Origin of the sequence: Claveliimonas monacensis, assembly GCF_014982975.1 — a bacterium.
Lineage (GTDB): Bacteria > Bacillota > Clostridia > Lachnospirales > Lachnospiraceae > Claveliimonas > Claveliimonas monacensis.
In genome coordinates this window covers 57,839-79,305 of sequence record NZ_JADCKL010000005.1, presented here as the reverse complement: position 1 = coordinate 79,305, position 21,467 = coordinate 57,839, and the positions used below count along the sequence as shown (strand labels likewise).

At 53.6% G+C, this 21,467-nt stretch carries 23 protein-coding genes; 18 read left to right on the top strand and 5 right to left on the bottom strand.

Going from position 1 to position 21,467, the window contains the following annotated elements:
- Positions 1–35: 35 nt before the first annotated feature.
- Complete coding sequence (locus INF30_RS08335; RefSeq protein WP_033126040.1) at positions 36–1,319, bottom strand: L-cysteine desulfidase family protein; 1,284 nt, start codon at positions 1,317–1,319, stop codon at positions 36–38.
- Positions 1,320–1,493: 174 nt separating this feature from the next.
- Between INF30_RS08335 and INF30_RS08330 the strand changes: the two genes are divergently transcribed.
- From INF30_RS08330 to INF30_RS08300, 7 genes are all read left to right on the top strand, one after another.
- Positions 1,494–2,195 carry a response regulator transcription factor gene (locus INF30_RS08330; RefSeq protein ID WP_226394863.1) on the top strand — a complete coding sequence of 234 codons (702 nt, stop codon included), beginning with the start codon at positions 1,494–1,496 and terminating at the stop codon, positions 2,193–2,195.
- The gene (locus tag INF30_RS08325; protein WP_226394862.1) at positions 2,185–3,234 is read left to right on the top strand and encodes a sensor histidine kinase; all 1,050 of its coding nucleotides are present in this window, start codon (positions 2,185–2,187) and stop codon (positions 3,232–3,234) included. The genes INF30_RS08330 and INF30_RS08325 overlap by 11 nt, the downstream gene beginning before the upstream one ends.
- A 125-nt stretch (positions 3,235–3,359) precedes the next feature.
- On the top strand, positions 3,360–3,692 hold the full coding sequence (locus tag INF30_RS08320; RefSeq protein WP_033126041.1) for a hypothetical protein: 333 nt from the start codon (positions 3,360–3,362) through the stop codon (positions 3,690–3,692).
- A gap of 113 nt (positions 3,693–3,805) precedes the next feature.
- A complete protein-coding gene (gene nagA / locus INF30_RS08315; RefSeq protein ID WP_033126042.1) occupies positions 3,806–4,978 on the top strand; it encodes an N-acetylglucosamine-6-phosphate deacetylase in 1,173 nt (390 codons plus the stop codon).
- A 5-nt stretch (positions 4,979–4,983) separates the two neighbouring features.
- The gene (locus INF30_RS08310) at positions 4,984–5,703 is read left to right on the top strand and encodes a DUF5714 domain-containing protein (protein ID WP_076779167.1); all 720 of its coding nucleotides are present in this window, start codon (positions 4,984–4,986) and stop codon (positions 5,701–5,703) included.
- 488 nt (positions 5,704–6,191) lie between these two features.
- Positions 6,192–7,412: a tyrosine--tRNA ligase gene (gene tyrS, locus INF30_RS08305; RefSeq protein WP_033127030.1), complete on the top strand. Its 1,221-nt coding sequence runs from the start codon at positions 6,192–6,194 to the stop codon at positions 7,410–7,412.
- Between the two features lie 15 nt (positions 7,413–7,427).
- Positions 7,428–7,952, top strand: a complete 525-nt coding sequence (locus tag INF30_RS08300) for a flavin reductase (protein WP_226394861.1) — start codon at positions 7,428–7,430, stop codon at positions 7,950–7,952.
- Between the two features lie 29 nt (positions 7,953–7,981).
- Here INF30_RS08300 and INF30_RS08295 read toward each other — a convergent pair whose 3' ends face one another.
- The 3 genes from INF30_RS08295 to INF30_RS08285 all read right to left on the bottom strand — a co-directional run bounded on the left by INF30_RS08295 (position 7,982) and on the right by INF30_RS08285 (position 11,781).
- Positions 7,982–8,920, bottom strand: a complete 939-nt coding sequence (locus INF30_RS08295) for a carbohydrate kinase family protein (protein WP_226394860.1) — start codon at positions 8,918–8,920, stop codon at positions 7,982–7,984.
- Positions 8,921–8,943: 23 nt separating this feature from the next.
- Entirely contained in the window at positions 8,944–10,251 is a 1,308-nt protein-coding gene (locus INF30_RS08290; protein WP_226394859.1) for an alpha-amylase family glycosyl hydrolase, read from the bottom strand.
- A 156-nt stretch (positions 10,252–10,407) separates the two neighbouring features.
- Positions 10,408–11,781 carry an MATE family efflux transporter gene (locus tag INF30_RS08285; RefSeq protein WP_226394858.1) on the bottom strand — a complete coding sequence of 458 codons (1,374 nt, stop codon included), beginning with the start codon at positions 11,779–11,781 and terminating at the stop codon, positions 10,408–10,410.
- Positions 11,782–12,113: 332 nt separating this feature from the next.
- Between INF30_RS08285 and rplM the strand changes: the two genes are divergently transcribed.
- The 11 genes from rplM (at position 12,114) to INF30_RS08230 (ending at position 19,730) form a co-directional block, all read left to right on the top strand.
- Entirely contained in the window at positions 12,114–12,542 is a 429-nt protein-coding gene (gene rplM, locus INF30_RS08280) for a 50S ribosomal protein L13 (protein WP_033127025.1), read from the top strand.
- Between the two features lie 28 nt (positions 12,543–12,570).
- Positions 12,571–12,963: a 30S ribosomal protein S9 gene (gene rpsI, locus INF30_RS08275; protein ID WP_033127024.1), complete on the top strand. Its 393-nt coding sequence runs from the start codon at positions 12,571–12,573 to the stop codon at positions 12,961–12,963.
- A gap of 443 nt (positions 12,964–13,406) precedes the next feature.
- Positions 13,407–14,228, top strand: coding sequence for a ParA family protein (locus INF30_RS08270; RefSeq protein WP_002576359.1), 822 nt, complete (start codon positions 13,407–13,409; stop codon positions 14,226–14,228).
- A complete protein-coding gene (locus INF30_RS08265; protein ID WP_002576358.1) occupies positions 14,185–15,111 on the top strand; it encodes a ParB/RepB/Spo0J family partition protein in 927 nt (308 codons plus the stop codon). The genes INF30_RS08270 and INF30_RS08265 overlap by 44 nt, the downstream gene beginning before the upstream one ends.
- A gap of 12 nt (positions 15,112–15,123) precedes the next feature.
- Positions 15,124–15,399, top strand: a complete 276-nt coding sequence (locus INF30_RS08260; protein ID WP_002576357.1) for a DUF5720 family protein — start codon at positions 15,124–15,126, stop codon at positions 15,397–15,399.
- 33 nt (positions 15,400–15,432) lie between these two features.
- A complete protein-coding gene (locus tag INF30_RS08255; RefSeq protein WP_038270780.1) occupies positions 15,433–15,618 on the top strand; it encodes a hypothetical protein in 186 nt (61 codons plus the stop codon).
- Positions 15,619–15,687: 69 nt separating this feature from the next.
- A complete protein-coding gene (locus tag INF30_RS08250) occupies positions 15,688–16,581 on the top strand; it encodes a DUF6017 domain-containing protein (RefSeq protein WP_076779157.1) in 894 nt (297 codons plus the stop codon).
- A 48-nt stretch (positions 16,582–16,629) separates the two neighbouring features.
- Complete coding sequence (locus INF30_RS08245; RefSeq protein ID WP_002576354.1) at positions 16,630–16,992, top strand: DUF7768 domain-containing protein; 363 nt, start codon at positions 16,630–16,632, stop codon at positions 16,990–16,992.
- Entirely contained in the window at positions 16,985–17,296 is a 312-nt protein-coding gene (locus INF30_RS08240; RefSeq protein ID WP_002576353.1) for a DUF5720 family protein, read from the top strand. Before INF30_RS08245 ends, INF30_RS08240 begins: the two co-directional genes overlap by 8 nt.
- Before the next feature lie 101 nt (positions 17,297–17,397).
- Complete coding sequence (locus tag INF30_RS08235) at positions 17,398–17,898, top strand: PcfB family protein (protein WP_002576352.1); 501 nt, start codon at positions 17,398–17,400, stop codon at positions 17,896–17,898.
- Positions 17,899–17,900: 2 nt separating this feature from the next.
- On the top strand, positions 17,901–19,730 hold the full coding sequence (locus tag INF30_RS08230) for a VirD4-like conjugal transfer protein, CD1115 family (RefSeq protein ID WP_026649524.1): 1,830 nt from the start codon (positions 17,901–17,903) through the stop codon (positions 19,728–19,730).
- A gap of 146 nt (positions 19,731–19,876) precedes the next feature.
- Here the strand turns inward: INF30_RS08230 and INF30_RS08225 are convergent, their stop codons facing one another.
- Positions 19,877–21,085, bottom strand: coding sequence for an IS110-like element ISEnfa110 family transposase (locus INF30_RS08225; RefSeq protein ID WP_002382856.1), 1,209 nt, complete (start codon positions 21,083–21,085; stop codon positions 19,877–19,879).
- Positions 21,086–21,467: the final 382 nt, after the last annotated feature.

Here is a 21,467-nt window from a genome sequence, read left to right as displayed (position 1 = left end):
TATGTAAAAAAGTATGTAACGTAAAGAAAGGTATGTCAGATGGAAGACAGGTCTGTCTTTCCGATCATCATGTTCAAGATCTCGATATCCGTCTGGCGCATACCTTCCCGGCCCATGTATCCGATGGCCTTTACCGTGTCCTCGGCCGTGTCCATGGCAAGTCCCTCGCCGGCCTCAAAGCGGAAGCCTTTCATGGCCAGGCTGTGGCCCAGGAAGGCGGCCTGCAGGGAGGAGAAGATTTTGGCGGCGCAGCTTGGCTTTGCGCCGTCGCAGGTGATGCCGCCGGCATTGACAATGGTGTTGATCACTGTGTTCTCGATCTGTTCCGCGGTGCCGCCGCACAGGTAGGTAATTCCCGCGCCTGCTCCGGCTGCCGCGCAGACAGCTCCGCAGTAGGCGGACAGGGGACCGATATAGCGCTTCTGATCCTGGGCTGTCAGATTGGAAATGCACAGGGCCCGCAGAAGCTTCTCGTGTGATGCGCCGGTGGAGCGGGCGTATTCAATCACCGGGAGAGAGCAGGTCATGCCCTGGTTGCCGGAGCCGGAGATGATGATCACCGGCAGGGAACAGCCGCTCATGCGGGCGTCTGATCCGGCGGCGGCTCTGGCTATGGACTTCCAGCGCACATCCTGGCCGAATGTTTCCAGGATCGTCCGGCCCACGCCGGCGCCCCAGTTGTTTTTCAGCCCTTCCTCAGAGATGGCCATGTTGTACTCGATCTGGCGCTCCAGACAGTCCTTTACCAGATCCAGATCCACTTCCTCTGCAAATGTGATGATATCATTTAGATTAAGAAGGGATTTGTCTGTCAGAGCCTCCTGGGAGACGGCTTCTTTCTCAAAAAGAACAGCGCCGTTCCGGGAGATGAAGGTAATGTTTGTGTGGGTCTGCTCGATCCGCACAACAGCGGTTTCCGCCCCTTTAAAAGCGTGGATTTCAATATAGAGGTTGGGAACCCCTTCCTTGAGAAGGCAGGTGCAGAAGCGGTCTTTCAGAAGCGCGGCCGTGCGCTCCCTGTCTTTTTCCTGGACGCTCTCCAGCACCTCCAGCTCCTTGGAGGCATCCCCGCCGGCAGCGCCCAGGATGACAGCGGCTTCCACGCCTTTGAGACCTCCCGAGTTGGGCACTTTGACGCCTTTCACATTCTTGATGATGTTGCCGCTGCACAGGGCTTCCATACGGTCCGGAAAATCGCCCAGCACGTCCACGGCTTTGGCGGAAGCGTAGGCAAGAGCGATAGGCTCCGTGCATCCCAGGGCGGGCACAAGCTCCGTCTTCAGTATTTTCACATAACAATCATAGGTTTTCTGGTTCATGTATACATTCCCCTTTGTATTTGAAATTTTACTAAAGCTACTATAACAAAAAAGGGAAAGGTGTACAATCCATCTCCGGCCGGAATTTTCCCAAAAAGGATTGTGATGCGGGAGGGCCTGTGTTACATTCTAAGCAGGATATGTCAGAAGCAGATCAAAGAGAGGGAGAAAGATATGGATAAAAAAGCGAAAATACTTGTGGCGGACGATGAAAAAGAGATACGCGGCATACTTGGCATGCTCCTTGCGGAAGAGGGGTATGAGGTGGTGGAGGCGGCAGACGGCCAGGAGGCGGTGAACCTGGCGGATGACACCATTGACCTCTATATCCTGGATGTAAACATGCCCGGAATGTCCGGGTTTGCGGCCGGGATGGAGATACGAAGGAACTACTATGTGCCCATCATTTTTCTCACCGCATACTCCGGCGAGGCGGACAAGAGAATGGGTTTTGATGCGGGGGCGGACGACTATATGGTGAAGCCGTTTTCCAATGCAGAACTTCTGATGCGGGTGGGAGCGCTGCTGCGAAGGAGCCGCGACTATGCAAGAATGCAGCACAAGGCGGAGGAGGCGCCGGCGGATGAACTGACTTACAAAGATCTGAAACTGGACACGGATCGCCAGTCCGTCTGGAAAGACGGGGAGATGATTATTCTGACGCACACAGAGTACCGGATTCTGGAGCTGCTTATCAGCCACAGGAAAAAGATCTATTCCCTGGACAATATTTACCAGAGCGTCTGGGAGGATGACGCGGTAGGGGATACAACGATCATGGTACATATCAAAAACATCCGGAAAAAGCTGGGGGATGACTCCAGAAATCCAAGGTATATCAAGACGGCCTGGGGAAAGGGGTACTATGTGGAATAAAAAGGGAAAAAAGCCGGCCAGGGCGAAGAAACTGGCGGGAGAGATTTTTGAGTATCTGGTGCTGTCGGTCATTGTGGCTGTCTTTACTTTTTTCTTCCTTTATCTCACCTCCCAGTCCATTGTGGAGGTCTACCTGGACAGAAGGCAGATCATTCCCGAGGGGATCGTGTATGCGGCTATAGGGGTCTGGCTGAGAGGAGTGTGCATTGCCGCGGCTGTGATCGTGTTTGTCATTCTGTTCCTTCTTCTTCTGGGGCGGAGACTCTCCTATCTGATACAGATCATAAACGGCGTGGAGAGCATGCAGAAAAGAGAAAATGTGCAGATCCCGCTGGAAGGAGATGATGAGCTGACCCGGCTGGCAGAGAGCATCAATTACCTTACAGCCACCAGAAAGGAGATCAGCCGGAGAGAGCAGGAGATGAAGGATGCAAGGGAAGCTTTCATACGTTCCCTCTCCCACGATATCCGCACGCCTCTTACCTCTGTCCTGTCCTACACGGAACTGCTGGAAAAAAGAGAGACAGTCACTAAGGAAGAGATGCACAGCTACATGGAGCTTGTCCGGTCCAAAGCCATACAGGTGAAAGAGCTGATGGATCAGCTTCTGGACGGGCGATCCGGGACATGGGAGAAGGTGGAAGATATCCGCTTCCTTGCGGAACAGCTTGCCGCCGGGTGGGAGGAGCTGCTGGAGGAGCGGTTTACATGCAGGACCGATCTCTCCGGGTGTGGTTCTTTCCCGGGGCGGGCGGATATATCTGCCCTGCGTCGCATCGTGGATAACCTTATTTCCAATGTGGAAAAATATGCAGATCCGGACAGGGAAGTGGTGCTTGTCATAGAGAGCAGAGGGAATGAGCTGAGGATCCTCCAGGAAAATGGGATCCGCAGGACAGAGGGACAGGTGGAGAGCAGGCAGATCGGCCTGGAGAGTATAAAGGAGACCGCGGCTGCCTACGGCGGAGAGGTACAGGCCGGCCCCGAGGGAAATGTGTTCCGGATCAGAATTACATTAAATATTCCGGCGCTTCTTTAGAATTCTTCAGAATCATATGCCAGGTTTCTTTATAAAGCCATGATATTCTGTATACCAGAAAGGGATATGAATCCCGCCTCCCGGAAGGGAGGTAAACAATAAATGTATACCAGGAGGAAATAAGAATGGCATTAGGATTATTATTAATTTTTTATGTGGGAATCAGTGTGATCAGCATCGGAGGGCTTCTCGGCCTGTACCTTGTAAAGGGAGAAAAGGTAAAAAAAGTACTCTTTTATCTTATGTCTGCGTGGGGCATCGCTCTTTCGGCGCTTCAGGCAATTTCTCTTCCGACGAACTGGATTGCTCAGCGCGTGATGGGGCTGGCCCCCGGCGTTTTGTGCATCGCGGCTCTGATCGTGCATCTGAAAGCCGGAAACGGCAGACAGAAGATGGCGGCATACCTGCTTCTGACGGTGGCCGTGGCAGCAGATGTTCTGCAGTTTATAATTCGATAAGATTTTTCGCGGAGACTGAATTTTTCAGTCTCCGTGTTGTTTGTACAGGCAGAGTATACTATAATGTTCTCAGCACAGTCTGTCCGGAGGGGACAGCGGAAGGAGAAAGAGATATGCGTATCAAAAATGTAAAAGTATACAGGGAAGATAAATCTTTTGAAGAAGGGGAAATCTGTATCAGAGACGGGCTTTTTGCCGCTCCTGGGGAAGAGACGGAAAATTCCGGGGAACAGGAAGAGACGCTGGACGGAGAAGGATGCTATGCCATTCCCGGCCTCATAGATATCCACTTTCACGGATGCATGGGGCATGATTTCTGCGACGGCACAGAGGAGGCCATAGAGGAGATCGCAAAATACGAGGCCTCTGTGGGAGTTACAGGCATCAACCCGGCTACCATGACGCTGCCTGTGGAGGAACTGGAGGAGATCCTGGCCACAGGAGCTGCCTACGGCAAAAAGCAGCAGGCCCAGCCGGATCCGGCGAGGGCGGACTTCCTCGGCGTGAATATGGAAGGCCCCTTTATCAGTGAGGAGAAGAAGGGAGCTCAGGACGCCAGAAATATCCGTCTCTGTGACGTGGAGATCTTCCACCGTTTCCAGAAGGCGGCGGAAGGGACAGTCAACTATATCGGCGTTGCGCCGGAGAAGGAGGGCGCCCTGGAGTTTGTGGAGGCAGTGAAAGATGAAGTCCATGTATCACTGGCCCATACCAATGCGGACTATGACTCTGCAAAGGCGGCTTACGACAGAGGAGCCTGCCACGCAGTGCATTTATATAATGCCATGCCGGCCTTTACACACCGCGCTCCCGGCGTGGTGGGAGCAGTGGCGGACAGCCCCCACGTGATGGCGGAGCTGATCTGTGACGGCGTGCACATCCATCCGGCGATGGTCCGGGCTACCTTTAAGATGCTGGGCGAAGACCGGATCATTTTCATCAGCGACAGCATGCGGGCCACAGGGATGCCGGACGGGCGGTACACTCTGGGCGGACTGGATGTGGATGTGAAAGGAAACCACGCCACCCTTGTGTCTGACGGGGCTCTGGCAGGCTCTGCCACCAATCTTATGGACTGTGTGCGCACGGCTGTAAAGAAGATGGACATTCCTCTGGAGACAGCCGTGGCCTGCGCCACCATGAACCCGGCAAAAAGCCTGGGAGTTTACGAGACCAGAGGCTCCATCACACCTGGGAAGAAGGCGGATCTTGTGCTTCTTGATAAGGATCTGCGTCTGAAGGCTGTCATCAAGGATGGAAACGTACTGACAGAGACAGGAAGGTAGAAGTCATGGAAGAGAAGAAAAAAGGAGGAAGAGGGGGCTGCCTTGTCTGCGGGCAGGAGCTTGTGTACTGCCAGGAGGCGGTGGACATGACCTGCGTCTTCTGTGGGAAAAAGGAGAAGAGCCACGCTTCCTGCCGGGAGGGTCACTATGTCTGTGACGCCTGCCACGCGAAGAAAGGATTGGAAGCGATACGGGCCCTGTGCCTGGAGACTTCCCTTAAGGATCCTGTGGCCATTGTGCAGCAGATCATGGCGGATCCTTATATATACATGCACGGGCCGGAGCATCACGTGATGGCAGGGGCAGCTCTCCTTACCGCCTGCCATAACTGTGGAGCCGGGTTGGATCTGGAGGAGGCCCTCCGGCAGATGGAAGAGCGGGGCAGCCAGGTCCCCGGCGGCGCCTGCGGGTTCTGGGGATGCTGCGGCGCAGGGGTGAGCACCGGTATTTACATGAGTATTCTCACCGGAGCCACGCCTCTATCGGGGAATTCCTGGGGGCTTTCCAACCGGATGACAGCCAGGGCGCTGGATGCCATCGGCAGGATCGGCGGCCCCAGATGCTGCAAGAGAGATACCTTTACGGCGTTAAAGGAAGCGGCTCTTTTGACAGAGGAAGAGCTGGGTATTCAGATGGAACTGCCGGAGGAGATTATCTGCACATTTTCCGGGGAGAACCAGCAGTGCCTCCGGAAGAAATGCCCTTACTATAAAGGGAAAGTGTGATAGGATGCCCGGGCGATTTCGCCAAACAGGCTTGACAAATGCAGCCGGATAGGCTAGGATGACAGTCAGACAGAAACATACACAAAAGGCTTGGAAAAGAACAAGTAGTATCCGGGACACCCGTACAGAGAGCAGCCGGTTGCTGAGAGGCGCACGAAGGAACCGCATATGAATACGTCTTGGAGCCTCACACCGAACACCGGGAAGAAAGCGGAAGCCAGACAGAAGGCGGAAGCGGATCGGCAAGTAGGCTGTGACGGGTTGGCGCGCGTTAAAGTGCCAGGCTGTGATCCGAAAAGTAAGACACATGTGGATCTGACAGGGGGGAGCAGCCGGATGAGGCCGGTGCCGCGAGGCACAGGTGAAGCAAGGTGGTACCGCGATAAGAGAACTCGCCCTTACTGTGAAAACAGTAAGGGCTTTTTTTGGCTGCTTTGCGGTATTGCGGGAAAGAAGCATAAGTATAAAAAGAGTAAAGGAGAAAAAACATGGGAATTTACGAAGAACTGCAGGCAAGAGGGCTCATAGCCCAGGTGACAGACGAGGAGGAGATCCGGGAACTTATCAATAACGGAAAGGCAACTTTTTATATCGGATTTGACCCCACAGCAGACAGCCTTCATGTGGGACATTTTATGGCGCTGTGTCTGATGAAGCGCCTCCAGGAGGCAGGCAACCGGCCCATCGCCCTGATCGGCGGGGGAACCGGATACATCGGAGATCCCTCCGGAAGATCCGACATGCGCTCCATGATGACGCCGGAGCAGATCCAGCACAACTGCGACTGCTTCAAGAAACAGATGAGCCGGTTTATTGATTTCTCTGACGGAAAGGCTCTCATGGTGAACAATGCGGACTGGCTTTTAGATCTCAATTACATTGATCTGCTCCGGGAAGTCGGCCCCCACTTCAGTGTAAACCGTATGCTGACAGCAGAGTGCTACAAGCAGAGAATGGAGAAGGGATTAAGCTTCCTGGAATTCAACTACATGATCATGCAGAGCTACGACTTCTACGTACTGTACCAGAAGTATGGATGTAACATGCAGTTCGGCGGGGATGACCAGTGGAGCAACATGCTGGGCGGTACAGAGCTGATCCGCCGCAAGCTGGGCAAGAACGCCTGCGCCATGACCATCACGCTGCTCCTCAACTCTGAGGGCAAGAAGATGGGCAAGACCCAGAGCGGCGCTGTCTGGCTTGATCCCAATAAGACATCACCTTTCGAGTTCTACCAGTACTGGAGAAATGTGGCGGACGCGGACGTGCTGAAGTGTATCCGTATGCTGACATTCCTGCCGCTGGAGGAGATCGACAAGATGGACACCTGGGAGGGCGCACAGCTTAATACGGCAAAAGAGATCCTGGCATACGAGCTGACCAAGCTGGTACACGGCGAGGAAGAGGCCGCAAAGGCACAGGAGTCCGCAAGAGCGCTCTTCAGCCAGGGGGACGCAGCCAACATGCCTACCACAACCCTTACAGAAGGGGATCTGGAAGATGGCGCTATGGATATTCTGACCATGCTTGTGAAGGCAGAGCTTGTGCCTTCCAAATCTGAGGCCAGAAGAGCCGTGCAGCAGGGCGGCGTGTCCGTGGACGGCGAGAAGATCACCAACATTCACGAAGTGTTTACAGCGGACGCATTCAAGGCAGGCGTTGTGCTGAAGAAAGGAAAGAAAAACTTCCGGAAGATCGTGATGGAGTAAAAGGAGGAATAGAAGATGGCATTTAAAGAAATGGACATTCACCAGCTGCAGTTCAACCCCTTCGACAAGATCAGTAAGCAGTGGATGCTTGTGACAGCCGGAGACAGGATGAAATCCAATACCATGACTGCAAGCTGGGGCGGCGTGGGAATCATGTGGGGCAAACCTGTGGTGACTGCGTATATAAGACCCCAGAGATACACAAAGGAATTTGTAGACGGCAGCGACCGTTTTACCATTTCGTTCCTTCCCGGGGACAAGAGGGAGGCGCTGAATATCTGCGGCACCGTGTCCGGCCGGGATGTGGAAGATAAATGGGAGGAGGCAGGGCTTCATCCTTTCTATGTAAATGAAAAGACGCTGGAGGAGACCACGGCAGTGGAGGAGGCGGAGATGATCTTCGTGTGCCGGAAGCTGTATGTCCAGGAGATGTATCCGGAGTGTTTTGTGGATACAGAGTGCGATACAAAATGGTATCCCCAGAATGACTACCATACCATGTACATCGGAGAGATCGAGAAGGTGCTGGTAAAAGAATAGAATATTCGTATTGAAGAAGAGCAGGTCCTTTAAAGGCCTGCTCTTTTTATGATCTTTTGTATATTTGTGCCTGCCCCCACAGCTCCTGTCTGTTCGATGCACAGGGAAGCCCCTGCATTAGCGAAGCGGGCGCAGTTCTCCAGGGAAAATCCCTGTCCCAGGGCGTAGAGGAAACAGCCGGTGAAGGTGTCTCCGGCGCCGGTGGTGTCGATACATCGTGCCTGCTCGTAAGACGGGGACCAGAAGCGGAGACCCTCCGTACACACGTAGCAGCCCTTTGCCCCTGCCTTGATGACGACGTGCCCTGTGCCGCAGGAGAGGAAGGCGTCCCCGATCCGGTCAAAGTCCTTCTCCCCGGTAAGGAGGGCTGCCTCCTCATAGTTGGGAAACACGTAGTCCAGATAGGAAAGGCATTCCCGCATATCCTGGATGGTCTCCCCTTTCTTTCTCTTTGTCATGTCCGCGCAGACAGTAAGTCCGGCCTCCCTGGCCCGGGAGAAAAGGTCTGCCAGCTCCCGGTTCCCGAAGTGGGGAGAGACGAAGATGCTGGCAAAGGAGAGAATGTCCCCGCCTTTCAGGGCAGCGTCCGGCACGTCCTTCGGAAAGAATTTCCGCAGGGTACTGTCCGGGCAGGTGATAAAGCTGCGCTCCCCTTTCTGGTCCACAAGGACAATGTTTGTCCCCGTGGGAATGGCGGCATTTCGGCGGATATAAGTGGTGTCCACATGCAGATCTTTGCAGGCGGAGAGGACCAGATCCCCTGCCGGGTCAGTCCCCACCTTGCTGACAAGACTTACGTCCGCCCCCAGATCAGCCAGCACCCTGGCCTCGTTCATGGCATCACCGCCAGTGTGCATGGTGATGGTCCCGGCCGGCAGGGAACCTGTCTCAAAGACCGAAGCATCCACCGGCCGGGCCAGGATATCCAGGATGGCGGCGCCGATCACAATATATTTTGGCTGGCTCATGTGTACCTCCCGTGTAAAAGTGATTAAAACGCAAGATATTGTATGCTGTATGCCGGCATTTCCAGATTTCCCCCAAGGCTCATTTCTGTGCCGGAAAGAAGCTCTGTGACCGTGCCGTTTAAGTCGCCGTGGCTGGCGGTCCAGGGGGCGGCGGATGCGTTGATGGCTACCAGCACACGCTCCTTGTCTGTGGCCCGCTCAAAGATGAGCTGATGGTTGGTGAGAACCACATTGCGGTAGGAGCCATTGCACAGAGCGTCGCTCTTCTGGCGGATGCGTATCAGCTTCCTGATAAGATCTGTCAGCTCATTGGGCTTTGGCTCCTCAAAGCAGGGCCGCAGGGCGTAGTCGTTGTGTGGAGATTTCTCTCCCGGCTCTCCCCACTCGCTTCCGTAGTAGATGCAGGGAATGCCCGGCATGCCCATTAAAAGCCCGTAAGTCAGGGGCAGATGATTTTTGTCCGTGAGGATGCTGGCGATCCGGGTCACGTCGTGATTGTCCACAAAGGTCATAAGATGCTTGCCACGGTACAGGCACCACTGCTCGGAGCCGTACTGCCTCTGCAGGGAATGGGCGATCTCAAACATGTTCATGGAGTTGAAGCTGGAGTAAATGCCCTTGTAGCACTCGTAGTTGGTGCAGCTGTGTAGCATCTCATCGTTGACGATCCGGTTGTAGTCCCCGAAGAGCACCTCCCCGATCAGGGCGAAGTCTTCCTTCAGACCGCCTGTGAAGGCCCTAAGCCTGCGCATGAAATCCGGTTCCAGGCTGTAGGCCACGTCCAGCCTCAGCCCGTCAATGTCAAATGTGTCCACCCAGAATTTCACGCATTTCAGAAGGTAGTCCGCCACAGTCGGGTTCTTCAGGTTTAGCTTGACCAGCTCAAAATGTCCCTCCCAGCCCTCGTACCAGAAACCGTCGTTGTAGCTGTTGTTTCCGTCAAAGCTGATGACAAACCAGTCCTTGTAGGGGGAATCCCATTTTTTCTCCTGCACGTCCTTAAAGGCCCAGAAGCCTCTCCCTACGTGGTTAAATACGCCGTCCAGGACAATTTTTACATTGTGTGCATGGAGATCTTTGCAGACCTCGGCAAAATCCTCATTTGTCCCCAGGCGGCAGTCGATGGTTTTAAAATCTCTTGTGTCGTAGCCGTGGTTATCTGACTCGAATACCGGGTTGAGCAGGACGGAATCCACACCTAGGTCCTCGAGATATTTGCTCCAGTCCATGAGTTTGCGGATCCGCGGGACGCATTCGCCGTCGTTGTGCACCGGGGCGCCGCAGAATCCGATGGGATAGATCTGATAGAATATACTGTTGTAAGCCCACATAATATCTGCCTCACTTTCTTGTTTGCTCGTGTTTCGTCTATTTTACTATAAAAGTAGGCGTAAGTATAGATAAAATTATCTATTTATCATAAAAAAGAGCTGGATGGCAGAAGGAAATGCATAGATTTCTGTCTGCATCCGGCTCTTTTTGTCCGTTTATGAAGAATATCCGGCGGGGGAAGTGAATTTCCCGAGTTCTCTGTCCAGGAAGGAGCGGAACCAGAGGAACAGGACAATGCCCTTGAAAATACTGGAGATGGTGATGCTCCACCATATGCCATTCAGACCCAGCGGAGTCTGCACAAGGACCCAGGCCAGGGGAATCCTGGCAGCGGTAAGGATGGTACTGGACAGGGAGGGCGGCAGCGTCTTCCCAAGTCCGGCAAAGGCTCCGGCCGTGGTGATCTCCACGCTCATAAAGAGCTGGGAGACACCCAGGATCACCAGGTAGTCCACGCCCATGGGGATGACATCCTGCTCTGTGATAAACAGGCGGAATATGGGCTCCGGGAAAAAGATCAGAAGGACGGTACAGAGGACGCCCCATATGAGTACAACGCCCATGGCGCTTCTGTACCCCTTCCTGATGCGGTCCGGCTTTCCTGCCCCGTGGTTCTGGGCCAGGAAGGAGTTGACAGCAGCGGCAAAGCCATCTGCTGTCATCCAGGAGATGGACTCAATCTGAGAACCTACTTTCTGTACAGCCACTGCCGCGTCCCCGTAGCCGGCTACCATTCTTGCGATCATCATGGAGATCCCTGTGAAGAGCATGTTCTGCACGCAGGTGGGAAAGCCGATGCGCAGGATCGGGAGGAAGTATTTTTTTCCCGGATTGCGGAAAAGGCGGACATGGCAGAATACGACGGTGTCCCTGAACGCGAAGATTACAAACACGGTGGTGACAATGAACTGGGCAAAAATGGTGGCTATGGCAGCGCCCATAACACCCATGGCCGGGAAAGGACCTGCTCCGAAGATCAGGACCGGATCCAGCACCATGTTGATGATCAGGCCAGTCAGGGTGGCGGTAAGGGAATTCCGGCTGTTTCCCGCTGCCGTGAAGATCCCTGTAAATGTCTGGTTCAAAAAGGAGAACAGGACACAGCCGCAGGTGATCTGCAGATAGATCTTTGCGTCCTGGATGACCTGCGGACTGTTCAGATTAAAAAAAACGATCAGCGGATCTGCAAACAGGATGGAGCAGATGCCGAACAGCAGTCCAAGAGCTGTGGTCATCCAAAGGGCCGCAGCGGCAAATGAGGCGCTGTCTTCTGTCCTGCCTGCCCCCAGGGAGTGTCCTGTGTTGACCTGCCCGCCCATTTTCGGCAGGGTTGCCAGCCCGTTGGAGAGCCACATGTACATGCCGGCCGCCCCTACCGAGGCCACAGCGCTGCTCCCCAGTCTTCCGATCCAGAGCATGTCCGTCAGGTTGTAGGCCATCTGTATCAGGGATGTTGCCATGATGGGGAGGGCTAACCTGGAAAGAGAAGGCAGTACCGGCCCGTTTACAAGATCTATATGTTTAGCCATAAGCGTTTCCTCCATTGTATATGAAAAGCAAAATTCCGGCGCAAGGGTGTTGCCGGCAGAAGATATTATAAGATATCATGTATACAGATACAAGCATGTAAAATGCTTTTGCAATGCAGGCGTATCTCCGGCCATGTGGGAGCCGGAAAGCCAGGGAAAAAAGAAAAAAAGTCCTAAAAAAACGGTTGACACGCATGGGCGCGTATAATATAATAATGCAGTATGACAAAAGGAGAAACAGCAGGCACCAAAGCCCCGGAACCTGGCTGCTTTCAATATAACATTTCATATTATTTCTATAGTAAGTGAACCAATTCACAGGAGGTAAACCAATGAAAACTTATATGGCTAGTCCAGACAAGATTGAGAGAAAATGGTATGTAGTTGACGCTGCAGATTATACATTAGGACGTTTAGCATCAGAAGTAGCTAAGGTTTTAAGAGGAAAGAATAAACCGGAATTCACACCACATATCGATACAGGTGATTACGTGATCGTGATCAACGCAAAAGATGTAAAAGTAACAGGCAAGAAGTTAAATCAGAAGATTTACTACAACCATTCCGAGTATGTGGGCGGAATGAAAGAGACTACTCTGGCAGAGATGATGAACAAGAAGCCGGAGAAAGTGATCGAGCTGGCTGTTAAGGGAATGCTTCCGAAGGGACCTTTAGGAAGAAGCATGATTAAGAAACTTCATGTGTACGCTGGAGCAGAGCATGCACATCAGGCTCAGAAACCAGAAGAGCTGAAATTTTAATCAGAGGTCGAAAGGAGGATATTAAGAAATGGCTACATCAAAATATTATGGAACAGGAAGAAGAAAAAAATCTATCGCAAGAGTATATCTGGTACCTGGAACAGGTAAGATCACAATAAATAAGAGAGATATCGATGAGTATCTCGGACTGGAGACACTGAAGGTGATCGTTCGCCAGCCTCTCGTTGCAACAGAGACAGACGGCAAGTTTGACGTTATGGTAAACGTTAAGGGCGGCGGATACACAGGACAGGCAGGAGCGATCCGCCACGGTATCGCAAGAGCTCTCCTTCAGGCAGACGCTGATTACAGACCGGTTCTCAAGAAATCCGGTTTCCTGACACGTGATCCGCGTATGAAAGAGCGTAAGAAATACGGCCTCAAGGCTGCCCGTCGCGCTCCGCAGTTCAGCAAGCGCTAAACTTTATCAAAAGTGGTCAAAAACCCCGGAACTACGCGGTTTCCGGGGTTTTTCCTTTTCAAATGGTTTGACGCAATTTGACAGAACGAAGCCTCTTTTAACCCGTTTTCTATGGGTTAAATGGTGGACAACCACCCCAAAAAGAGGGCTTATGGGTTAAAAAATAGGACAACCGAGACGCGATTTTGGGATGCCAAGGGGATGTTTATTTATACATCTCCAAGAGACCTTTTTCGTGAAAACGGTTTGTCTGAATTTGACCTAATTTGAACAAAAGAGAATAAATCTAATCGCCAAGCGCTCAGTATTTTCTACTGGGCGCTTTTTGCGTTTCCGGGGAATTTCATTCCGGGATAAGAAAAGGCCGTCACTTTCAATTTTTGAAGTGGCGGCTTTTTCTATTTCCAGAAGCCATAGAACAATTCAGAAATGAGGTGAAGTCATTGAACACGCAAATCATCGCCATCGCCAATCAGAAAGGCGGCGTTGGCAAGACAACCACCTGCGCGAACCTGGGGATTGGGCTGGCGCAGGCCGGAAAGAAAGTGCTGCTGATCGACGGGGACCCGCAAGGCAGCCTGACCATCAGCCTGGGCCACCCCCAGCCGGACAAGCTGCCCTTTACCCTGTCCGACGCGATGGGCCGTATCCTGATGGACGAGCCGCTGCGCCCCGGCGAGGGTATCCTGCACCACCCGGAGGGCGTTGACCTGATGCCCGCAGACATCCAGCTCTCCGGCATGGAGGTCTCCCTGGTGAACGCCATGAGCCGAGAGACCATCCTGCGGCAGTATCTGGACACGCTCAAGGGACAGTATTCCCATATCCTGATTGACTGCCAGCCATCCCTGGGTATGCTCACGGTCAACGCCCTGGCCGCCGCCAACAGGGTCATAATCCCCGTTCAGGCGGAGTACCTGCCCGCCAAGGGCCTGGAACAGCTGCTCCAGACCGTAAACAAGGTGAAGCGGCAGATCAACCCCAAGCTCCAGATCGACGGCATATTGCTGACGATGGTGGACAACCGCACCAACTTCGCCAAGGAGATTGCCGCCCTGCTGCGGGAGACCTATGGCAGCAAAATCAAGGTGTTCGGCACCGAGATTCCCCATTCTGTCCGGGCAAAGGAGATCAGCGCCGAGGGCAAAAGCATTTTTGCCCATGACCCTAATGGCAAGGTGGCCGAGGGCTATAAGAATCTGACCAAGGAGGTGATAAAACTTGAAAAGCAGCGCGAAAAAAGTAGAGCTGGCTCCATACGATGATTTGTTTTCCACCGAGGAAAGCCGCCAGGATGCCAAGCTGGAGAAGATACAGGAAATTCCGCTGTCTGAGCTGCACCCATTTAAGGGGCATCCCTTCAAAGTCAAGGATGACGAGGCCATGATGGAGACCGCCGACAGCGTTCGGCAGTATGGTGTTCTGGTTCCGGCGATCGCCCGCCCGGACCCGGAGGGCGGCTATGAGCTGGTTGCCGGTCACAGGCGGCACCGGGCCAGTGAGCTGGCCGAGAAAGAAACCATGCCTGTCATTGTCCGAGACCTGGACGATGATGCTGCCACTATCATCATGGTGGACAGCAACTTACAACGTGAAAGCCTGCTCCCCAGCGAAAGGGCCTTTGCTTACAAGATGAAGCTGGAGGCTATGAAACACCAAGGCGCACGGGGGGACTTAACTTCGTCCCAACTTGGGACGAAGTTGCGTGCAGATGAATTGTTGGCGCAGCAGGCTGGTTCGAGTAGGAACCAGGTGCAGCGCTATATCCGCCTGACGGAGCTGATTCCCGAACTGCTGGATATGGTCGATGAAAAGAAAATCGCCCTCAATCCGGCTTATGAGCTGTCCTTTCTCAAAAAAGAAGAACAGCGGGATTTGCTGGACGCGATGGACAGCGAACAGGCTACCCCCTCTCTCTCCCAGGCTCAGCGACTCAAGAAATACAGCCAGGAGGGACATCTGACCCTCGATATGATGCGCGTCATCATGGGTGAGGAAAAGAAAAGTGATCTCGACAAAGTGACTTTCACCTCCGACACCCTGCGGAAGTATTTCCCCAAAAGCTATACGCCCCAGCGGATGCAGGAAACCATTATCAAACTGCTGGAGGCGTGGCAGAAGAAGCGCCAGAGAGACCAGGAACGATGAAAGGAGCCGCCTATGAGGGATATTTCAGCCCGTGAGCTGAAAGGACACAATATCTTGGCCGTAGAGCGTTTTCAGGACAGCACCCGCTGGATGATCGAGTTTTCCGTTCAGCGCCCTTGTTCCTACGGCTGCCCCGGCGATGATATGCGGCTGTTTCTTACGGAGGACGGGTATCAGGCCGCCCTCGTAAGCCAGAAGCGTCGGGAAATCAAAATCAAGCGGTATGCCCGTGTGATCGAGGGCCATGTGCTCGACTTCAAACCGGACAAGCGCCGCCGCCACCCGTAAACTCATTATCACTACGAAAGGAAAGGAATGAATATGTGTACTGTCCAGAGCATCAAAGATGCCATCCGGGAAAGTTGCCAGTCCCAGTATGATATGGAATCCACCGACATTGACCGGGTTTTGCAGACCCTCCCGTTTTCGGAGCATGAGCCGATGTTCAGTCATCCGCCGAAGTACAAGCGTCCTTACCGGCCCTGGCAGAACAACAAAAACAGCTGAAAGCCACAGTCTTTTTCACGAAGGATTGTGGCTTTTTTCATGCCCTAAAATTAGAAAGGAGTGAAGTCAATGGCCGTTTTTCGCATTGAACGGACCAAAGATTATACCGTGATGAGCAATCATCACCTGCGGAACCACGAACTATCCCTCAAGGCAAAGGGGCTTCTTTCCATGATGTTATCCCTGCCTGATGACTGGAACTATACTACCCGTGGACTTGCGAAAATCTGCAAGGAGGGCGTTGATGCCATCGGCAGTGCGCTGCGGGAGTTGGAAACCGCCGGTTACATCGTGCGGAACCAGCTGCGGGACCAACAAGGCCGGATCAGCGACACCGAGTATGTGATTTATGAGAAACCTCAGCCCAGGCAGCCAGAAACGCCAAGGCCGGATACGGCTGTACCAGATACGGCTTCACCAGATACGGAAAACCCGTATCTGGATAAACCGGATACGGAAAAGCCCGCAGAATTAAATATAGAGAAACCAAATACTCAAAAACAAAATACTCATGGAGCAAGTACCGATTCCATTCCCTTCCGGGAAACAGCGGCAGCACAGCTGCCGGAACGGAAAGGAAGGGATGCGATGTCTGTCTCAGAGATAGAAAATTATCGGGAATTGATTCTGGAGAACATCGAGTATGACTATCTGTGCAGAGAGTTTTCGACCTACCGTGAGGACCTGGACGAGATTGTGGAGCTGATGGTGGAGACCGTTTGTGCCAAACGTAAAACCACTCGGATCGCTGGCAGCGACTTTCCCCATGAAGTCGTGCGCTCCCGGTTCTTGAAGCTGGATAGCGAGCATATCCGATTTGTCATGGACGGTATGCAGAAAAACACCACGGAGGTCCGCAATATGAAACAGTATTTGCTTGCAGTGCTGTTCAACGCGCCCACCACGATCAGCAATCACTACACCGTACAAGTCAATCACGATATGAACGCAGGCGGCTGGTAAACAGCCGCTTTTCTGTTGCCCGGCAATACCGGGAGAAAGGATTTTGCCATGAAACGACCTCTTGCCTACATTACGGCTCCCTGGAGCAACAACCAGTATGAGAACGCCGAGAACGCTGCCACCTACTGCCGCCAGGTGTACGACGCCGGGTATTCGCCCATCTGCCCGGTTCTGTTCTTGTCCACCTTCCTCAAGGACGAGATTCCCCAGGAACACAAGGACGGGCTGGATATGGCGCGAGACTATCTGCGCCGGTCCCATGTGCTGGTGGTCTGCGGCCACGGCATCGACGAGACCGTGAAGAATGACATCGCCACCGCTGAGCGCCTGCGGATCACCGCTACCACCCTGGACGGTATCCTGACTGTGAAAGGCCAGGGACGCGGGAAAGGAGGTGCGCGCCATGCCTGAGCGTAAGACCGTGGGCCAGCTGATGGAGGAAATGCGGCTCAAGGCCGGGGCGCAGAACTACCACGGCCATGAGTACATGGATTTGGAGCGGTTTGCCGAGGACACCCGGCACATGATTATCTTCGATGTGCTGACCCACGATTCGCCGGTGGGCTGGAAAGGCGAACGGACCCGCCTGTTTCTGACGGAGGCCGGATACCAGAAAAGCCTGGAGAACCAGGAAAAGGGCCACATCAAGATTCTCAGCCATGCCAAGGTGCGCCAGGGACATCTGTACTATGACCGCTCCGATCAGCTGCGTTGAAAGGAGCCTGCCATGATGAAATACCTGCTGCGGCGGCTGGTGGTCCCGCCTTAGTATCAAGCGCCACCCCTGCAAAATCCGTGGAAAGGAGGCGATGACCTATGCAGGAGGAAGTGGAAAACAGGACTTTGACGCTGGTAGTCAGCGGAACAAAGTTTACCGGGCGGCTGTTTAAGGCCGCCATCACCAAGTACCTTGCCCACCGCAAGGAAAAGAAGCTGCAAAAGCAGAAAAGCCGGGATACCCCCGTGATTCCCCACGGCAAACAGACGGTGAAGCAGCTGATCGGCCAGAATCAGGGCGTTTCCAACATCGAGATCACCGACCCCTCCATCAAGGAGTTTGAAAAGATCGCCCGGAAATACGGCGTTGACTATGCGGTGAAGAAGGACCGCAGCAGCTCCCCGCCCAAGTACCTGATCTTTTTCAAAGGCCGCGATGCGGATGCCCTGACCGCTGCCTTTACCGAGTACACCGGCAAGAAGGTCAGAAAGGCGCAGAAAACAGAGCGTCCGTCCGTGCTGGCAAAGCTGAGCCAGTTCAAAGAGCTGGTGAAACACGCCGTTGTGGACCGGAACAAGCGGAAGGAGCTGGAACGATGAAGATGAAAAAGCAACTTGACATCAAAAAGCTCCTTTTGCTGAATATGCCCTATATCCTGATGGGGCTGTTCGCAACCAACTTCGGTGAAGGATGGCGGATGGCCGTGGGTGCGGACGCTTCGGCAAAAATGCTTTCGTTCTTCTCCACGCTGCCGGTGGCGCTGGCCAGCTGGTGGCCCAGCCTGCACCCTTTGGACCTGCTGGTGGGGCTGTGCTGCGGCGCTGGCCTGCGATTGGCCGTGTATCTCAAAAGCAAGAACGCCAAGAAGTACCGGCACGGTATGGAGTATGGCAGCGCCCGCTGGGGCACCCATGAGGACATCGCACCCTACATCGACCCGGTGTTCCAGAACAATGTGATTCTGACTAAAACCGAGAGCCTGACCATGAACAGCCGCCCCAAGGACCCCAAGACCGCCAGAAACAAAAATGTGCTGGTGATCGGTGGCTCCGGTTCCGGCAAGACCCGCTTCTGGCTGAAACCGAACCTGATGCAGATGCACAGCTCCTATGTGGTGACAGACCCAAAAGGCACCATCCTGGTGGAGTGCGGCAAAATGCTTCAGCGCGGCACACCCAAGCTGGGCAAGGACGGCAAGCCCATGAAGGATAAGCACGGCAAGGACATCTATGAGCCTTATCGGATCAAAGTCCTCAATACCATCAACTTCAAGAAGTCCATGCACTATAATCCCTTTGCCTACATCCACTCCGAAAAGGACATCTTGAAACTGGTCACGACGCTGATCGCCAACACCAAGGGCGAGGGCAAGGCCGGGGACGATTTTTGGGTTAAGGCCGAGACGCTTTTGTACTGCGCCCTCATTGGGTATATCCACTACGAGGCCCCGGTGGAGGAACAGAATTTCTCCACCCTCATCGAGTTCATCAACGCGATGGAGGTCCGGGAGGATGACGAGGAGTTCAAGAACCCCGTGGACCTGATGTTTGACGCGCTGGAGGCAGAGAAGCCCAACCACTTCGCCGTCCGTCAGTACAAAAAGTACAAGCTGGCTGCGGGCAAAACCGCAAAATCCATCCTGATTTCCTGCGGTGCGCGCCTTGCCGTGTTCGACATCGCGGAGCTGCGGGAGGTCACGGCCTACGACGAGCTGGAGCTGGATACCCTGGGAGACCGGAAAACCGCCTTGTTCTTGATTATGAGCGACACGGACGATAGCTTTAACTTCCTGATCTCCATGTGCTACACCCAGCTGTTCAATCTGCTCTGCGAAAAAGCGGACGATGTGTACGGCGGGCGGCTGCCGGTCCATGTGCGGTGCCTCATTGACGAGGCCGCCAATATTGGACAGATCCCTCGGCTGGAAAAGCTGGTTGCCACCATCCGAAGCCGTGAGATTTCCGCCTGCCTGGTGCTGCAAGCACAGTCCCAGCTCAAAGCTATCTACAAGGACAACGCCGATACCATCATCGGCAACATGGATACCTCCATCTTCCTGGGCGGCAAAGAGCCGACAACCCTCAAGGAGCTGGCCGCCGTGCTGGGCAAGGAGACCATCGACACCTACAACACCGGCGAGAGCCGGGGCCGCGAGACATCCCATTCTCTTAACTACCAAAAGCTCGGCAAAGAGCTTATGAGCCAGGATGAACTGGCCGTCATGGACGGCGGCAAGTGTATCCTCCAGCTGCGCGGTGTGCGGCCTTTCCTCTCGGACAAGTACGACATCACCAAGCACCCCAATTACCCGTACACCGCCGACGCGGACCCCAAGAACGCCTTTGACATCGAGGCGTTCCTGTCCACCCGGCTCAAGCTCAAGCCCAACGAGGTCTACGATGTGTATGAAGTAGACGCAGAGGGCGTGTAAATCTGTTCCGCTGTGAAAGACCTGCTAATAAAAGTCAAGTAGAAATTTCAGATTTTTAGGGAGGCGAAAAAATGCAATACAAAATCAAGCCGCTGAGCATCTCAAAATTAAAACGGCGGCCAGCCAGATGGTATAGAGTGTAAAAATCAGTCGTGCTCCAGGGATTCCAAGTAGGCTTTCACAGAAGCGTAGTAGATGCGCAGGAACTTGTTGGCAGAGGCCATCATGTAGACACGATATGGCTTGCCTTCAGAGCGTTTCTTGTCCATGAACTGGTACACCGGCTCGTCTATTGGAGCACATTGCAGGATGACGCTCATCACCAGAAAGAGCGTCCTGCGCAGTGAGGCAGATCCTCGCTTGGAAATGCTACGGCTACGGACATCTATTTGACCGGATTGGTAGGGCGGGGCGTCAATACCCGCAAAGGCAACCAACGCTTTTTTGGAATGAAAACGGCGTACATCGCCAATTTCAGCCAGGAGTTGAGGGCCGAGGGTTGGGCCAACACCAAACATCCCCATCACTACAGGATACTCCGGCAGAGAAGCTGCCAGGGATTGCATCTCCTGTTTGAGAGCAGCTAACGCGGAAGAAGTTGTCTGGAGTTGAGAAATGGCCTGTTCTACCAAAAGTTTTGCCGTATCCGTTTTCGGTATGACACCGAAGTGTCTGCAAGCAGAGGCATAAATATCCAGCGCCTTATCCTCGCTGAAATTGTAGCCGTGCTTTCTGCACCACTTCTGGTATTGGGTAGTAAAGGCCTTCTCAGACCGGCCACAAACGCACTCGCAATGCCAAAAAGTAGCGACAAAGTCCACCCACTTCTCGCTGCCATCGGCGCGGGGCGGACTGGTAAACAAGCGATTTGCGTCTGGGAAGGTGGTGTCCAGCAGGGAGATCAGGTTATTCTTCAGCATGGTCTGAACTTTGGAATACTGTTGGTACTGCCGGTAGCAGATTTTCAGCATGAGTCGGGTATCCTCCTCCGGGATATATCTCGGCAATGTGAGCCAGTGGTCAAGACCGTAGTTGGCCAGCTTTACGGCATCCTTTTTGTCGGTTTTGGCCCGTCTTAAACTGTTGTTTCCGTAGTCATGCACCAGCATTGCATTGACTACCGAGACATAAAGGCCCGCGTCGTGGAGCAGCCAGGCCACCGGAGCATGGTAATTACCCGTGGATTCCATCACCACACGGGTCTCGCCGTCCAGGCTTTTGAGCAGTCCTGCCAGCTCGCTCAGTTCATTGGCGGTGTGACGTACTTCAAAGGGTGAAACCACTACCTCTCCGAAGGGCCGCATGACTGCAATCATGCTCTTACCCTTGGAAACATCGATGCCAACGCAGTTCATTCACATTCCTCCAATACAAAGAATCTGCAACCGGAATCCATCTTTTCTCGCTGCCGATTCAATCTATTGTGTGACACGAACTCTCCGACATCCGGTGGTTCAACCTGCTTAAATCGAACGCTGCAACGAGAGGATGGCTAACAGTCTTTCACACGGACATACAAGCCCAAGGAGTGATTGGTCAGCCAGTTGCTCCTCTCATTGTAGCTTAGGCACGAGATGGAGGGAAAGCCGGACTGGCTGTCCGGCTTTCCTGTCCAAATTTATTGTAATAGGAGTGATCTTATCTACCCGCCTCAACCGCCCCGGATGGGGCCATCGGCGTACAAAGCGGACAATCACCAAAAAATAATGAAAAAAGGAGGACAGCCGGAATCAGGCC

Coding starts and splice junctions, on each gene's coding strand:
- INF30_RS08335 (WP_033126040.1), bottom strand. CDS start 1,319: ATGAACCAGAAAACCTATGATTGTTATGTGAAAATACTGAAGACGGAG.
- INF30_RS08330 (WP_226394863.1), top strand. CDS start 1,494: ATGGATAAAAAAGCGAAAATACTTGTGGCGGACGATGAAAAAGAGATA.
- INF30_RS08325 (WP_226394862.1), top strand. CDS start 2,185: ATGTGGAATAAAAAGGGAAAAAAGCCGGCCAGGGCGAAGAAACTGGCG.
- INF30_RS08320 (WP_033126041.1), top strand. CDS start 3,360: ATGGCATTAGGATTATTATTAATTTTTTATGTGGGAATCAGTGTGATC.
- nagA (WP_033126042.1), top strand. CDS start 3,806: ATGCGTATCAAAAATGTAAAAGTATACAGGGAAGATAAATCTTTTGAA.
- INF30_RS08310 (WP_076779167.1), top strand. CDS start 4,984: ATGGAAGAGAAGAAAAAAGGAGGAAGAGGGGGCTGCCTTGTCTGCGGG.
- tyrS (WP_033127030.1), top strand. CDS start 6,192: ATGGGAATTTACGAAGAACTGCAGGCAAGAGGGCTCATAGCCCAGGTG.
- INF30_RS08300 (WP_226394861.1), top strand. CDS start 7,428: ATGGCATTTAAAGAAATGGACATTCACCAGCTGCAGTTCAACCCCTTC.
- INF30_RS08295 (WP_226394860.1), bottom strand. CDS start 8,920: ATGAGCCAGCCAAAATATATTGTGATCGGCGCCGCCATCCTGGATATC.
- INF30_RS08290 (WP_226394859.1), bottom strand. CDS start 10,251: ATGTGGGCTTACAACAGTATATTCTATCAGATCTATCCCATCGGATTC.
- INF30_RS08285 (WP_226394858.1), bottom strand. CDS start 11,781: ATGGCTAAACATATAGATCTTGTAAACGGGCCGGTACTGCCTTCTCTT.
- rplM (WP_033127025.1), top strand. CDS start 12,114: ATGAAAACTTATATGGCTAGTCCAGACAAGATTGAGAGAAAATGGTAT.
- rpsI (WP_033127024.1), top strand. CDS start 12,571: ATGGCTACATCAAAATATTATGGAACAGGAAGAAGAAAAAAATCTATC.
- INF30_RS08260 (WP_002576357.1), top strand. CDS start 15,124: ATGAGGGATATTTCAGCCCGTGAGCTGAAAGGACACAATATCTTGGCC.
- INF30_RS08255 (WP_038270780.1), top strand. CDS start 15,433: ATGTGTACTGTCCAGAGCATCAAAGATGCCATCCGGGAAAGTTGCCAG.
- INF30_RS08250 (WP_076779157.1), top strand. CDS start 15,688: ATGGCCGTTTTTCGCATTGAACGGACCAAAGATTATACCGTGATGAGC.
- INF30_RS08245 (WP_002576354.1), top strand. CDS start 16,630: ATGAAACGACCTCTTGCCTACATTACGGCTCCCTGGAGCAACAACCAG.
- INF30_RS08240 (WP_002576353.1), top strand. CDS start 16,985: ATGCCTGAGCGTAAGACCGTGGGCCAGCTGATGGAGGAAATGCGGCTC.
- INF30_RS08235 (WP_002576352.1), top strand. CDS start 17,398: ATGCAGGAGGAAGTGGAAAACAGGACTTTGACGCTGGTAGTCAGCGGA.
- INF30_RS08230 (WP_026649524.1), top strand. CDS start 17,901: ATGAAAAAGCAACTTGACATCAAAAAGCTCCTTTTGCTGAATATGCCC.
- INF30_RS08225 (WP_002382856.1), bottom strand. CDS start 21,085: ATGAACTGCGTTGGCATCGATGTTTCCAAGGGTAAGAGCATGATTGCA.